1 protein-coding gene is annotated in these 15,944 nt (G+C 76.1%); it reads left to right on the plus strand.

Features of this window, described 5'->3' with window-relative positions; all coding sequences use genetic code 11:
* Nucleotides 1-240 precede the first annotated feature (240 nt).
* Nucleotides 241-15,912, plus strand: coding sequence for a type I polyketide synthase (locus AC067U_RS19030; protein WP_478830885.1), 15,672 nt, complete (start codon nt 241-243; stop codon nt 15,910-15,912).
* The last annotated feature ends 32 nt before the right edge of the window (nt 15,913-15,944 follow it).

Consider the following 15,944-nt stretch of genomic DNA (forward strand, 5'->3'; position numbering starts at 1 on the left):
AGGCCGACCGTATTCCCGAGATTCCCGGGATCAATGCAGGGGTGCCTAGGGGGCGGCTAGGGGTTGTAGCCCGGATTGTGCCGTCAATAGCCTGCCCCCGAGCAGTCATTCCGTCCAACCCCTCCGGCGAATCGCTTCGATCGGCCGGGCCGGGCGGCGGGGCGGCCGCATTTTCCGATTCGTTCTCGGCTCTGCACGGTTTTTCCGGTGCCGTCTGCTGTAAATGGGTGGTTGCGTTACATGGCGAATGAAGAGACGCTGCGGGACTACCTGAAGCTGGTCACCGCGGACCTGCACAAGACGCGTCAGCGGCTGCGGGACGCAGAGGCGAAGAACCAGGACCCCATCGCCATCGTCGGCATGGGCTGCCGCTACCCCGGCGGGGCCGCCTCGCCGGAGGAGCTGTGGCAGCTGGTGGTCGACGAGACCGACGCCATCACGGGCTTCCCCGCCGAACGCGGCTGGGACATGGACACCGTCTACCACCCCGACCCCGAGAACCCCGGCACCAGTTACGCCGACCAGGGCGGCTTCGTACGGGACTTCGCGCGCTTCGACCCGTCGCTCTTCGGGATCTCGCCGCGCGAGGCCCTCGCCATGGACCCGCAGCAGCGGCTCCTGCTGGAAACCTCCTGGGAGGCCTTCGAGCGCGCGGGCATCGACCCGACCTCGATGCGCGGCAAGCAGGTCGGCGTGTTCGTCGGCACCAGCAGCCACGACTACCTGACGGCGCTGCTGAGCTCCTCCGAGAACGTGGAGGGCTACCTCGGCACCGGCAACGCGGCGAGCGTCGCCTCGGGCCGCCTGTCGTACACCTTCGGGCTGGAGGGCCCGGCCGTCACCGTCGACACGGCCTGCTCCTCCTCGCTCGTCGCCCTGCACCTGGCCGTGCAGGCCCTGCGCAACGGCGAGTGCTCGCTCGCCCTCGCCGGCGGCGCCACCCTGATGGCGGCACCCGGCACGTTCATCGACTACAGCAAGCAGCGCGGCCTCGCCGTCGACGGCCGCTGCAAGGCGTTCTCGCCGGACGCCGACGGCTTCAGCCTCGCCGAAGGCGTGGGCATCCTCCTCGTGGAGCGGCTCTCCGACGCCCGCCGCAAGGGACACCACGTCCTCGCCGTCATCCGTGGCACCGCCGTCAACCAGGACGGCGCCTCCAACGGCCTCACCGCCCCCAACGGGCCCTCCCAGCAGCGCGTCATCCTCCAGGCGCTGTCCAACGCCCGGCTCACCCCCGGCCAGGTCGACGCGGTCGAGGCGCACGGCACCGGAACCGGCCTCGGCGACCCCATCGAAGCGCAGGCGATCATCGCCACGTACGGCCAGGACCGGCCCGACGGCCGCCCCCTCTGGCTGGGCTCGCTCAAGACCAACATCGGCCACGCCCAGGCCGCGGCCGGCGTCGCCGGCGTCATCAAGAGCGTCATGGCCATGCGTCACGGGCTGCTGCCGCGCACCCTGCACGTGACCGAGCCCACCCCGCACGTCGACTGGTCGGCGGGCGAGGTGTCCCTGCTCACCGAGGCCCGCCCCTGGCCGCGGCACGACGGCACCCGCCGGATCGGCGTCTCCTCCTTCGGCATGAGCGGCACCAACGCCCACGTCATCCTGGAGAGCGGCGACGAGCCCGCCGCGGACGAGCCCGCCGCGGACGAGCCCGCCGCGGACGAGCCCGCCGCCCCGGCGGTCCTGCCGGTCGTCCTGTCCGGCAAGACCGAGACCGCGCTGCGCGCCCAGGCGGCCGCCCTCCACGCCCACCTCACCGACCGCCCCGCCCTCCGCATCGAGGACGTCGCCGCCGCGCAGGCCCTCACCCGGGCCGCCCTCGACCGCCGCGCCGCGGTCGTCGCCGAGGACCGCGACGGGCTCCTCGCCGGGCTCGCCGCGCTCGCCGAGGGCCGCCCGTCGGCCGACGTGGTCGAAGGGGCCGCCACCGAAGGCAAGCTGGCGTTCCTGTTCACCGGACAGGGCAGCCAGCGCCTCGGCATGGGCCGCGAACTGTACGACGCCCACCCGGTGTTCGCCGCCGCCTTCGAGGAGGTCTGCGAGCGCCTCGACCCGCTCCTCGAACTCCCCCTGAAGGACGTGCTGTTCGGCGCGGACGCGGACCTGCTCGACCGCACCGGACACACCCAGCCCGCCCTCTTCGCCGTCGAGGTCGCACTCTTCCGCCTGGTCGAGTCGTGGGGCCTGAAGCCGGACTTCCTGGCCGGCCACTCCATCGGCGAGATCGCCGCCGCCCATGTGGCCGGGGTGTTCTCCCTCGACGACGCCTGCACGCTGGTCGCGGCCCGCGGCCGGCTCATGCAGGAACTGCCCGCCGGCGGTGCGATGATCGCCGTGCAGGCATCGGAGGACGAGGTCCTGCCGCTGCTCGCCGGCACCGACCGCGTCGGCATCGCCGCCGTCAACGGCCCGCAGGCCCTCGTCATCGCCGGCGACGAGGACGCGGCGGCCGCCATCGCCGCGCAGTTCGAGACGCGGGGCCGCAAGACCAAGCGGCTCACCGTCAGCCACGCCTTCCACTCCCCGCTGATGGACGGCATGCTCGACGCCTTCCGCCGGGTGGCCGAGGGGCTCACGTACGAAGCCCCGCGCATCCCCGTCGTGTCCTGCCTGACCGGCGACCTCGCCGGCGCGGACATGGCCTCGGCCGGCTTCTGGGTGCGGCACGTCCGCGAAGCCGTCCGCTTCCTCGACGCCGTCCGCTGGCTGGAGAGCCGCGGCGTCACCGCCTACGTCGAACTCGGCCCCGGCGGCGTCCTCTCCGCCCTCGGCCAGGACTGCCAGACCGCCACCGGACCCCGCGCCGCCGCGTTCCTGCCGGCCCTGCGCGCCGACCGCCCCGAGGCCCGCTCCCTCGCCGCCGCCGTGGCCGGCGCCCACGTCCGCGGGCTCTCCCCCGACTGGGCCGCTCGCTTCGCCGGCACCGGCACCCGCCGCGCCGAGCTGCCGACGTACGCCTTCCAGCGCGAGCTGTACTGGCCCCGCGACCCGTTCACCGACTTCACCGAGCCCGCCGACGGCCGCGAACTCGGCGCCACCGACGCCCGCTTCTGGGAGGTCGTCGACAGCGAGGACCTGGCCGCTCTCGCCGACACCCTCGGCGTCGCCGGCGACGAGCCGCTCAGCAGCGTGCTGCCCGCCCTCTCCGCCTGGCACCGCCGCCACCGCGACCGCGACACCGTCGGCGGCTGGCGCTACCGGATCACCTGGAAGCCGCTCACCGGCACCGAGCCCGCGCCCCTGGCCGGCCACTGGCTCCTCGCCGTGCCCGCCGGCCACACCGGGGCCCCCTGGGCGGTCGCCGCCGCCGAGGCGCTGACCGCCCGGGGCACCACCGTCAGCACGCTGACCGTCGACACGACGGCCGACGACCGGGCCGCCCTCGCCCACCGCATCGGCGAGACCCTGGCCGCCGGGCCGGACACGCCCGCCGGAGTGCTGTCCCTGCTGGCCCTGGACGAGCAGCCGCACCCCGAGGACCCGGCCCTGACCGCCGGCCTCGCCGCCACCCTCGCCCTCGTCCAGGCCCTCGGCGACGCCGACGTCGACGCACCCCTGTGGGCAGCCACCCGGGGTGCGGTGTCCACCGGCCGCTCCGACCGGCTCACCGGGGTCGCCCAGGCCGCCGTCTGGGGCTTCGGCCGCACCGCCGCCCTCGAACTCCCCGCCCGCTGGGGCGGCCTCGTCGACCTGCCGCCCACCCCCGACGAGCGGTCCGCCGCCCGCCTCACCGACGTCCTGGCCGGCCTGGGCACCGAGGACCACCTCGCCGTCCGCTCCACCGGCATCTTCGTCCGCCGGCTGGTCCGCGCCCACCGGGAGCAGGCCCCCGCCGCAGAGTGGACCGCATCCGGCACCGCCCTGGTCACCGGCGGCACCGGCGCCCTCGGCGGCCACGTGGCCCGCTGGCTCGCCCGCAACGGCGCCGAGCACCTGCTGCTCGTCGGCCGGCGCGGGCCCGAGGCCGACGGAGCGGCCGAACTCGCCGCCGAACTCCGCGGCCTGGGCGCCCGCGTCACCGTCGCGGCCTGCGACGTCGCCGACCGCGACGCCGTCACCGAACTGCTCGCCGGCATCCCGGCCGAGCTGCCGCTGACCACCGTCGTCCACGCCGCCGGAGTCCTCGACGACGGCGTCCTGGACGCGCAGACCCCGCGCCGCCTGGCCGCCGTCCTGCGCCCCAAGGCCCACGCGGCCGGCGTCCTGCACGAGCTGACCCGCGACCTGGACCTCTCCGCGTTCGTCCTGTTCTCCTCCGTCGCCGCCGCCTTCGGCGCCGCCGGACAGGCCAACTACGCCGCCGCCAACGCCTCCCTGGACGCCCTCGCCGAGCAGCGCCGCGCCGACGGCCTGCCCGCCACCGTCGTCTCCTGGGGTGCCTGGGCCGAGGGCGGCATGGCCACCGACGAGCTCGTCGCCGACCGCCTGCGGGCCGCCGGGCTCCCCGCGCTCGCCCCCGAACTCGCCCTGTCGGCCCTGCACACGTCCCTCACCCTCGACGAGACGGCGTCCATCGTCGCCGACATCGACTGGGACCGGCTGGCGCCCGGCCTCACCGCCGTACGCGCCTGCCCGCTGATCGCCGACCTTCCCGAAGCCGTACGGGCCCTCGCCGCGGCCGGCAGCACCGACGCCGGCAGCACCGACGCCGGGACCGCCGACCCGGCCGTGGACTCCCTCGCCCGGCAGCTGGACCGCGCCCCGGCCGGGGAACGCGACGCCCTCGCCCTGGAGTTCGTCCGCACCCAGATCGCCGCCGTCCTCGGCTACCCGGGCCCGGCCTCCGTCGACCCCGCCATCGCCTTCCGCGACCTGGGCTTCGACTCCCTCACCGCGGTCGAGATCCGCAACCTGCTGACCGCCCGGACCGGTCTGCGGCTGCCCGCCACCCTGATCTTCGACTACCCCAACTCCCTCGCCCTGGCCGCCTTCCTGCAGGGCGAACTCCTCGGGGACACCGGACCGGCAGCACAGCAGCCGAACCCCGCCGCGCCCCACGGGTCCCCCGCCGCCACCGACGACGACCCCATCGCCATCGTCGCCATGAGCTGCCGCTTCCCCGGCGGGGTGGACACCCCGGAACAGCTGTGGGAGCTGCTCGTCAACGGCCGTGACGCGATCTCCGGCTTCCCCGCCGACCGCGGCTGGGACCTGGAGGGCCTGTACGACCCGGAGTCGCTGGCCGAGAACACCACCTACGTCCGCGAGGGCGGCTTCCTCGCCGACGCCACCGCGTTCGACCCGGCGTTCTTCGGGATCTCCCCGCGCGAGGCCCTGGCCATGGACCCGCAGCAGCGCCTGCTGCTGGAAACCTCGTGGGAGGTCTTCGAACGGGCCGGCATCGACCCCGCCACCGTGCGCGGCGAGCGGATCGGCGTCTTCACCGGCACGAACGGCCAGGACTACCTCGACGTCATCCTCGCCGCCCCCGACGGCACCGAGGGCTTCCTCGGCACCGGCAACGCGGCGAGCGTCGTCTCCGGACGCGTCAGCTACGTCCTCGGCCTGGAGGGCCCGGCCGTCACCGTCGACACGGCCTGCTCCTCCTCCCTGGTCGCACTGCACTGGGCGATCCAGGCCCTGCGCGCCGGCGAGTGCACCATGGCCCTGGCCGGCGGTGTGACCGTCATGTCCACGCCCGCCTCCTTCATCGACTTCAGCCGCCAGCGCGGCCTCGCCGCCGACGGCCGCATCAAGGCCTTCGCGGCCGCCGCCGACGGCACCGGCTGGGGCGAGGGCCTCGGCATGCTGCTCGTCGAGCGCCTGTCCGACGCCCGCCGCCACGGCCACCCGGTCCTCGCCCTGGTCCGCGGCTCGGCCGTCAACCAGGACGGCGCCAGCAACGGCCTCACCGCCCCCAACGGCCCCTCCCAGCAGCGCGTCATCCGGCAGGCACTGGCCGGTGCCGGCCTGTCCGCCACCGAGGTGGACGCCGTCGAGGCACACGGCACCGGCACCCGGCTCGGCGACCCCATCGAGGCCCAGGCCCTGCTCGCCACCTACGGCCAGGACCGCCCCGGGGGACAGCCCCTGCTGCTCGGTTCCATCAAGTCCAACCTCGGCCACACCCAGGCCGCGGCCGGCGTCGCCGGCGTGATCAAGATGGTCCTCGCCATGCAGCACGGGATGCTCCCGCCGACCCTGCACGTGGACGAGCCCACCCCGCACGTCGACTGGACCGCCGGCGACATCGCCCTGCTGACCGAGGCCACCGCATGGCCCGAGACCGGACGCCCGCGCCGGGCCGGCATCTCCTCCTTCGGCATCAGCGGCACCAACGCCCACACCATCGTCGAGCAGGCCCCCGAGGCCGCGCCGGCGGACGGGACCCCGGCCGAGCCCGCCGCCCGCCCGGACGCACCCCTGCCGTGGATCCTGTCGGCCCGGACCCGGGACGCCCTGCGCGACCAGGCCCGCGGCCTGCACACCCACGCCGTCCGGCACCCCGAACTGCACCCCGCCGACCTCGGTTTCTCCCTGGCCACCGGCCGTTCCGCCTTCGAGCACCGGGCCGCCGTGGTGGCCGCGGACCGGGCCTCGCTGCTCACCGCCCTCCAGACCCTGGCGGAGGGCGGCTCGGCCGCCGCCCTCGTCGAGGGCACGCCGGCCACGGGCAGGACCGCCTTCCTGTTCACCGGGCAGGGCAGCCAGCGCCCCGGCACGGGGCGTGAGCTGTACGACGCCCACCCGGTGTTCGCGGACGCCCTCGACGCGATCTGCGCCCGGATGGACACCCATCTCGAACTGCCCCTGAAGGACGTCCTGTTCGGGGCGGACGCGGCCCTGCTGGACCGCACGGAATACACCCAGCCGGCGCTCTTCGCCGTCGAGGTGGCCCTGTTCCGGCTGGTCGAATCCTGGGGCGTGAAGCCGGACTTCCTGTCCGGCCACTCCATCGGCGAGATCGCCGCCGCGCACGTCGCGGGCGTGTTCTCCCTGGACGACGCGTGCGCCCTGGTCGCGGCCCGCGGCCGGCTGATGCAGGCGTTGCCCGCCGGCGGCGTGATGATCGCCGTGCAGGCGTCGGAGGACGAGGTCCTGCCGCTGCTCGGCGGAGGCGACCGGGTGGGCATCGCCGCCGTCAACGGCACGCAGTCGGTCGTCATCGCCGGTGATGAGGACGCCGCCGTCGCCGTCGCGGAGGCCTTCGAGGCCGAGGGCCGGAAGACCAAGCGGCTGGCGGTCAGCCACGCGTTCCACTCGCCGCACATGGACGGCATGCTCGACGATTTCCGCGGGGTGGTGTCCGGGCTTTCCTTCGCCGCCCCGCAGATCCCGGTCGTCTCCAACCTGACCGGCGCCCTCGTCACCGACGAGATGGGCACGGCGGACTTCTGGGTGCGGCACGTCCGCGAGGCCGTCCGCTTCCTCGACGGAGTCCACACGCTCGAAGCGGCCGGCGTGAGGGCGTACGTCGAACTCGGCCCCGACGGCGTGCTGTCCGCCCTCGCCCAGGACTGCGTCACCCAGGACGCCGTCTTCGTACCCGTCCTCCGCAAGGGCCGCGACGAGACCGAGGCCCTGGTCACCGCCCTCGCCCGGGCCCACGCCCACGGCGTCCGGGTCGACTGGCCGGCCTACTTCGCCGCCACCGGCACCGGCGCCCGGCGCGTCGACCTGCCCACCTACCCCTTCCAGCGGCAGCGCTACTGGCCCGCGATCTCCGCCGCCCGCTACCTCGGCGACGTCGAGGCGATCGGCCTCGACGACACCGGCCACCCGCTGCTCACCGCCGGTGTCGCCCTGCCCGAGTCCGACGGCATGGTCTTCGCGGGCCGCCTCGCCCTCGCCACCCACCCCTGGCTGGCCGACCACGCCATCCTCGGCAGCGTGCTGCTGCCCGGCACCGCCTTCGTCGAGCTCGCCACCCGGGCCGGCGACCAGCTCGGCTGCGATCACCTCGAAGAACTCACCCTCGAAGCGCCCCTGGTGCTGCCCGAGCGCGGCGGCGTCCAGCTGCGCGTCCGGGTCGGCGCCGCCGACGAGGCGGGCCGCCGGCCGTTCGCCCTGCACTCGCGGGCCGAGGGCCTGGCCCCCGAGGAGCCCTGGACCCGGCACGCCGCCGGCGTCCTCGCCGAGGCCGCCCGCCCGGCCGCCGCCTTCGACCTGACCGCCTGGCCCCCGCCCGGCGCCACCGAACTGCCGCTCGACGGCCGCTACGAGGCGCTCGACGCCATCGGTTTCGCCTACGGCCCCGTCTTCCGCGGCCTGCGCGCCGCCTGGCAGCACGACGGCGCCGTGTACGCCGAGGTCCGGCTGCCCGAGGGCACCGAGGACCGGGCCGGGCGGTTCGGCCTGCACCCCGCGCTGCTCGACGCGGCCCTGCACGCCATCGGCCTCGACGGCATCGGCGCCGACGACGGCCGGGGCCGGCTGCCCTTCGCCTGGAGCGGGGTATCGCTCTACGCGGGCGGGGCCGGCGCGCTGCGCGTCCGCCTCACCCCGGCCGGCGCCGAAGGCGTCCGGCTGGAGATCGCCGACGCCGCCGGCGTCCCCGTCGCCCTCGTCGAGTCGCTCGGCCTGCGCCCGGTCTCCGCCGACCAGCTGCGCGCCGCCCGCGCCACCCACCACGAGTCCGTGTTCCGCCAGCAGTGGACCGGACTCACCGGTCTCGCCGCCCCGGACCCGGCCACCGCCGCCCGGTACGCCGTCCTCGGCGCAGCGGACCCGGTCTGCCCCGCGGACGCCGGACGGTACGCCGACCTGGCGGCCCTGGCGGCCGCGGTCGACGCCGGAGCACCCGTACCGGACGAGGTCGTCCACGTCCTCGCGCCGACGCCCGCACCCCTCACCGCCGCGGCCGTGCACGCAGCCGCCCACGAGGCCCTGGCACTCGCCCAGGCGTGGCTGGCCGACGAGCGGTTCGCCGCCGCCCGCCTGGTGTGCCTCACCCGCGGCGCGGTCGCCGCCGCACCCGGCGAGGACGTGACCGACCTCGCCGCCGCCACCGTCTGGGGCCTGCTGCGCTCGGCGCAGACCGAGAACCCCGGCCGGATCGCCCTCGTCGACGTCGATGCCCATTCCGGTGCCGGGACCGGTGGAGCGGACGCCCTGCGGGCCGCGCTCGGCTCCGCGGAGGAGGAGCGGTTCGCGCTGCGCTCCGGCACCGTGCTCGTCCCGCGCCTCGCCCGCGTCGAAGCGACGGAGGACGAAGGCACCGGCACCGACCGCACCCCGGCCTTCGGCCCGGACGGCACGGTCCTGATCACCGGCGCCACCGGTGCCCTGGGCGGGCTGATCGCCCGGCACCTGGCCACCGCCCACGGAGTACGCCGCCTGCTGCTGGCCGGCCGGCGCGGTGCCGACGCCCCCGGTGCGGCCGAACTGGCCGCCGAGCTCGCCGAGTCGGGTGTCACCGCCACCTGGGCGGCCTGCGACGTGGCCGACCGGGACGCCCTCGCCGCCCTGCTCGCCGGCATCCCGGCCGAGCACCCCCTCACCGGGGTCGTCCACACCGCCGGTGTCCTCGACGACGGCATCGTCTCCTCGCTGACCCCCGAGCGGCTGTCGGCGGTGCTGCGCCCCAAGGTGGACGCGGCCTGGAACCTGCACGAACTGACCCGGGACCTCGACCTCTCCGCCTTCGTCCTGTTCTCCTCCACCTCCGGCCTGTTCGGCGGCCCCGGCCAGGCCAACTACGCCGCCGCCAACTCCTTCCTCGACTCCCTCGCCCAGCACCGCCGGGCGAGGGGCCTTCCGGCCGCCGCGCTCGCCTGGGGCCTGTGGTCCGTCGCCGACGGCATGGCCGGCTCCCTGGACGCCGCCGACGTCAACCGGATGCGCCGGGCCGGACTGCCCCCGCTGACGGCCGCCGACGGCCTGGAGCTGTTCGACACCGCCGTCTCCCTCGACGACGCGGCCGTGGCCCTGATGCGCGTCGACACCGAGGCGCTGCGCCCGCAGGCCACCGCGGGCACCATCGCCCCGCTGCTGCGCGGTCTCGTCCGGGGCGTGGCGCGCCGGTCCGCGGCCGCCGCGGCCATCGCCGCCGGCGGCGAGCCGGAGCTGCGGGCCCGGCTGGCCGGGATGACCGCCACCGAGCAGGACCGGGCCCTGCTGGACCTGGTGCGTACGCAGGTCGCCGCAGTGCTCGGCCACGCCGGGCCGGCCGCCGTCGAGTCGGGGCGGGCGTTCAAGGAGCTGGGCTTCGACTCGCTCACCGCCGTGGAGCTCCGCAACCGGCTGAACGCGGCCACCGCCCTGCGGCTGCCCGCCACCCTCATCTTCGACTACCCGGACCCGACCGTCCTGGCCCGCCACCTGCGCACCGAGCTCATCGGCGACGCGGACCCCGGCACGGCCACGGGCACGGGTACGGCCGCCGGTTCCGCGGCCCCGTCGGCGGCGCAGGCACCCGCCGACGACGAGCCCATCGCCATCGTCGCGATGAGCTGCCGCTACCCCGGAGACGTCCGCACCCCCGAGGACCTGTGGGAGCTGCTGGCCGCCGGCGAGGACGGCATCACCCGCCTCCCCGAGAACCGGGGCTGGGACACCTCCGCCCTCTACCATCCCGACCCCGAGCACCCGGGTACCTCGTACGCCCGCGAGGGCGGATTCCTGCACGACGCCGCCGAGTTCGACGCCGCCTTCTTCGGGATCTCCCCGCGCGAGGCCCTCGCCATGGACCCGCAGCAGCGGCTCCTCCTGGAGACCACCTGGGAGGTCTTCGAACGGGCCGGGATCGCCCCGTCCTCGGTACGCGGGACCCGTACCGGCGTGTTCGCCGGTGTCATGTACCACGACTACGGCGCCCGCCTGCACGCGGTGCCCGACGGAGTCGAGGGCTACCTCGGCACCGGCAGCTCCAGCAGCATCGTCTCCGGCCGCGTCGCCTACACCTTCGGCCTGGAGGGCCCGGCCGTCACCGTCGACACCGCCTGCTCCTCCTCGCTGGTGGCCCTGCACCTGGCCGCGCAGGCCCTGCGCAACGGCGAGTGCTCGCTGGCCCTGGCCGGCGGTGTCACCGTGATGTTCACGCCGGGCACCTTCATCGAGTTCAGCCGGCAGCGCGGCCTGGCCGCCGACGGCCGATGCAAGTCCTTCGCGGCCGCCGCCGACGGCACCGGCTGGGGCGAGGGCGCCGGCATGCTCCTGCTGGAGCGGCTCTCCGACGCCCGCCGCAACGGCCACCAGGTCCTGGCCGTGCTCCGCGGCTCCGCCGTCAACCAGGACGGCGCCTCCAACGGGCTGACCGCCCCCAACGGGCCCTCCCAGCAGCGCGTCATCCGGCAGGCCCTCGCCAACGCCCGCCTCACGGCCGCCGACGTGGACGTGGTCGAGGCGCACGGCACCGGCACCACCCTCGGCGACCCCATCGAGGCCCAGGCCCTGCTGGCCACCTACGGGCGCGAGCACGCCGCCGACCGGCCGCTGCTGCTCGGCTCGGTGAAGTCCAACCTCGGACACACCCAGGCCGCCGCCGGTGTCGCCGGCGTCATCAAGATGGTCATGGCGATGCGTCACGGGGTGGTCCCCAAGACCCTGCACGTGGACGAGCCGACCCCGCACGTCGACTGGTCGGCGGGCGCGGTCACCCTGCTCACCGAGCAGGTGGCCTGGCCCGAGACGGGCCGCCCGCGCCGGGCCGGCGTCTCCTCCTTCGGCATCAGCGGCACCAACGCCCACGCCATCATCGAGGAGGCTCCGCAGCCGGCCGGGGAGCCGGAGCCGGAGCAGGGTGGGGAGACCACCCCCTCGCCGTTCCTGCCCGTGGTCCTGTCCGCCCGCGGCGAGGACGCCCTGCGCGCCCAGGCCCGCCGCCTCCACACCCGCGTGCACGGCGACACCGGCCTGCGCACCGCCGACCTCGCCCTGTCCCTGGCCGCCGGCCGCTCCGCCCTGGAGCAGCGCGCCGCACTGGTCGCCGGCGACCGCGACGGGCTGCTCCGCGGCCTGGACGCACTGGCCCGCGGCGAGGACGCCCCCGGACTGCTCCGGGGGACCGCCCGCGAGAACCAGGTGGCCTTCCTGTTCACCGGACAGGGCAGCCAGCGCCTCGGCATGGGCCGTGAGCTGTACGACACCCACCCCGCCTTCGCGGACGCCCTGGACGAGGCGTGCGCCGAACTCGACCGGCACCTCGAACTCCCCCTGAAGCAGGTGCTGTTCGGGACCGACGCCGTCCTGCTGGAGCGGACCGAGTACACCCAGCCCGCCCTGTTCGCCGTCGAGGTGGCGCTGTTCCGGCTGCTGGACGCCTGGGGCCTGCGGCCCGACGTCCTCGCCGGCCACTCCATCGGCGAGCTCGCCGCCGCGCACGTCGCCGGGGTCCTCTCGCTCCAGGACGCCGCCGAACTGGTCGCCGCCCGCGGCCGGCTGATGCAGGCCCTCCCGGCCGGCGGGGTGATGATCGCGGTCCAGGCGGCCGAGGACGAGGTCGCACCGCTGCTGACCGGCACCGACCGGGTGGGCATCGCCGCGGTCAACGGGCCGCAGTCGGTGGTCGTCTCCGGCGACGAGGACGCGGCCGCCGCCATCGCCGCGCACTTCGAGGCGGAGGGCCGCAAGACCAGGCGGCTCACCGTCAGCCACGCCTTCCACTCGCCGCACATGGACGGCATGCTCGCCGACTTCCGCAAGATCGCCGAGGGCCTGGTCTACCAGGCCCCGCGCATCCCCGTCGTCTCCCTCCTCACCGGCGCCCTCGTCACCGACGAGATGGCCGCCGCCGACTTCTGGGTCCGGCACGTCCGCGAGGCGGTCCGCTTCCTCGACGGCATCCGCGCCCTGGACGCGGCCGGAGTGACCGCGTACGTCGAACTCGGCCCCGACGGCACCCTGTCCGCGCTCGCCCAGGACTGCCTGGCCGACACCGCCGAGCCCGCCCCCTGCGTGCCCCTGCTGCGCAAGGACCGCCCCGAGACCGAGGCCCTCGCCTCGGCGCTGGCCCGGGCCCACGTCCACGGCCTGGCCCCCGACTGGACGGCGTACTTCGCCGGCACCGGCGCCCGGCCCGCCGACCTGCCCACCTACCCCTTCCAGCGCCGGCGCTACTGGCTCGACGTGGGCGTCTCCGTCGAGGACGTGCTCGCCGCCGGCCTCGACGCCCCCGACCACCCGCTGCTCGGCGCCACCCTCCCGCTGCCCGCCTCCGACGGCCTGGTCCTCACCGGACGCCTGGCCCTGACCACCCACCCCTGGCTGGCCGACCACACGGTCATGGACACCGTCCTGCTGCCCGGCACCGCCTTCGTCGAACTGGCCCTGCGCGCCGGCGCCGAAGTCGGCTGCGACACCCTCGAAGAGCTGGCCATCGAGGCCCCGCTCACCCTCGCCGACCAGGGCGCCGTCCAGCTCCAGCTGGCCGTCGAGGCCGCCGACGACACGGGCCGCCGCACCCTGGCCCTGCACTCGCGGCCGGCCGGGGCCCCGGCGGAGGAGCCGTGGACCCGGCACGCCACCGGCGTGCTCGCGCCCACCGGACCGCAGCGCACCGCCGAGCTGGCCGAGTGGCCGCCGGCCGGCGCCGAACCGGTCCCCACCGACGGCTTCTACCCGGCCGCGGCCGCCGCCGGCCTCGGCTACGGGCCGGTGTTCCAGGGGCTGCGCGCCGCCTGGCGGCGCGACGACGAACTCTTCGCCGAGGTCGCGCTCGACGAGGCGTACGAGAACGAGGCCGCCGGCTACGGCCTGCACCCGGCGCTCCTCGACGCCGCCCTCCAGGCCATCGGCCTCGGCGTCCCCGGCACCACCGACGGCGAGCCCGCCGACGGGGCCCGGCTGCCGTTCGCCTGGACCGGCGTACGGCTCCACGCGGCCGGCGCGGCCGGCCTGCGGGTCCGGATCACCGCCGGCGCGTCCGGCGGCCTGGCCCTGGACGTCGCCGACACCACCGGCGCCCCGGTGGCCTCGGTCGACTCGCTGGTCCTGCGCCCCGTCTCCGCGGACGCGCTGCGCGGCGCCGACCGGACCGCCCACCACGAGTCCCTGTTCGGCCTGGAGTGGACCAGGCTGCCGCTGGCGGCCGGCACGGTCCCGGCCGGCGAACGCTGGGCCGTCCTGGGCGAGGACCGGGCGGAATTCCGCATCGGCGGCGCACCGCTGGACGGCCACCCGCACCTCGCCGCACTGCGCGAGCGGCTCGCCGCGGGCGCCCCCGCACCGGACGTCGTGATCGTCCCGCTGTCCGGCACCGCCGGCACCGACGGCCGGGCCACCACCGCCCGCACCGCCGCGCACCACGCCCTCGCCCTGGTCCGGGAATGGCTGGCCGAGGAACGGCTCGACGCCTCCCGGCTGGTCCTGCTCACCCGGGGCACCGTGGCCGCCGTACCGGGCGACCACGTCACCGACCTGGCGCACGCCCCCGTGTGGGGCCTGGTGCGGTCGGCGCAGTCCGAGAACCCCGGCCGGTTCGTCCTCGCCGACACCGACGGTTCGGAGGCCTCCCTCGGCGTCCTGCCCGCCGCGCTCGCCGGCGACGAACCGCAGTTCGCCCTGCGGGCGGGCGAGGCGTACGCCTTCCGCCTGCGCCGCACCACCCGCACCGACGCCGACACCGCGACGGACACCGCCCGCCCGGCCCACCCCGCGCTCGACCCCGCCGGCACCGTCCTCCTCACCGGCGCCACCGGCACCCTCGGCAGGCTCTTCGCCCGCCACCTCGCCGAAGCCCACGGCGTACGCCACCTGCTGCTGCTCAGCCGCCGCGGTGACACGGCACCCGGCGCGGCCGACCTGACCGGCGAGCTGACCGGGCTCGGCGCCGAGGTGACCTGGGCGGCGTGCGACGCCGCCGACCGGGACGCACTGGCCGCCGTCCTGGCAGCCGTACCGGCCGACCGGCCGCTGACCGCGGTCGTCCACACGGCCGGTGTCCTGGACGACGGCATCATCCAGTCCCTCACCCCGGAACGCCTCGACACGGTCCTGCGGCCGAAGGTCGACGCGGCCTGGAACCTGCACGAGCTGACCGAGGGCCACCAGCTCTCCGCGTTCGTGCTGTTCTCCTCGGTCGCCGGCTCCTTCGGCGCCCCCGGACAGGCCAACTACGCCGCCGCCAACGCCTTCCTGGACGCCCTCGCCCAGCACCGGGCGGCCCGCGGCCTGGCCGCGAGCTCCCTCGCCTGGGGCCTGTGGGCCACCGCGGACGGCATGGCCGGCGCCCTCGACGAGGCCGACCTGACGCGGATGGCCCGCGCCGGTGTCACCGGCCTCGCCCCCGCGGAGGGCCTGGCCCTCTTCGACACCTCCCGCACCCTGGACGAGGCCGTCCTGGTCCCGATGCGCGTCGAACCGGCGGTGCTGCGCGCCCAGGCCGCCGACGGCACCCTGCCGCCGCTGTTGCGCGGACTCGTCCGTACCCCGGCCCGCCGGGCCGCCGCCCCCGCGACCCGGGCCGCGTCCCGGACCACGGCCGAACCGGCAGGCTCCCTGACGGACCGGCTGGCGGGCCTGCCGGCCGCCGAACGGCAGCAGGCGCTGGACGAGCTGGTCCGCGGGCAGGTCGCCGCGGTCCTCGGGCACGGCACGGCCGACGACGTCGACGCCGGCCGGGGCTTCCTCGACCTGGGCTTCGACTCGCTGACCGCGGTGGACCTCCGCAACCGGCTCACCGCCGCCTCCGGGCTCCGGCTGCCCGTCACGCTGATCTTCGACTACCCGTCACCGGCGGCGCTCGCCGCGTACATCGGGGAGCGGATCGGCCGCGACGGCCGGCTCGGCGGCAACGTCCCCGGCCGCCCCTCCGTCCACACCGAACTCGACACGCTCGAGTCCCTCCTCTCGGCGGTCGCCCCCGACGACGCCGACCGCGCGGGCATCACCGCCCGGCTGCGAGACCTCCTGGCGAAGTGGAATGACACGCACAGTGCACCGGACACCGCCGCCGAAGAGCGGGACATCCAGGCCGCCACGGCCGACGAGCTCTTCGACCTCCTCGACGACGAACTCGGCCTGTCCTGACCACGACCACCAGCACGACCGGCACGGGGCGG

Source organism: Streptomyces sp. NPDC043853 (assembly GCF_056436025.1).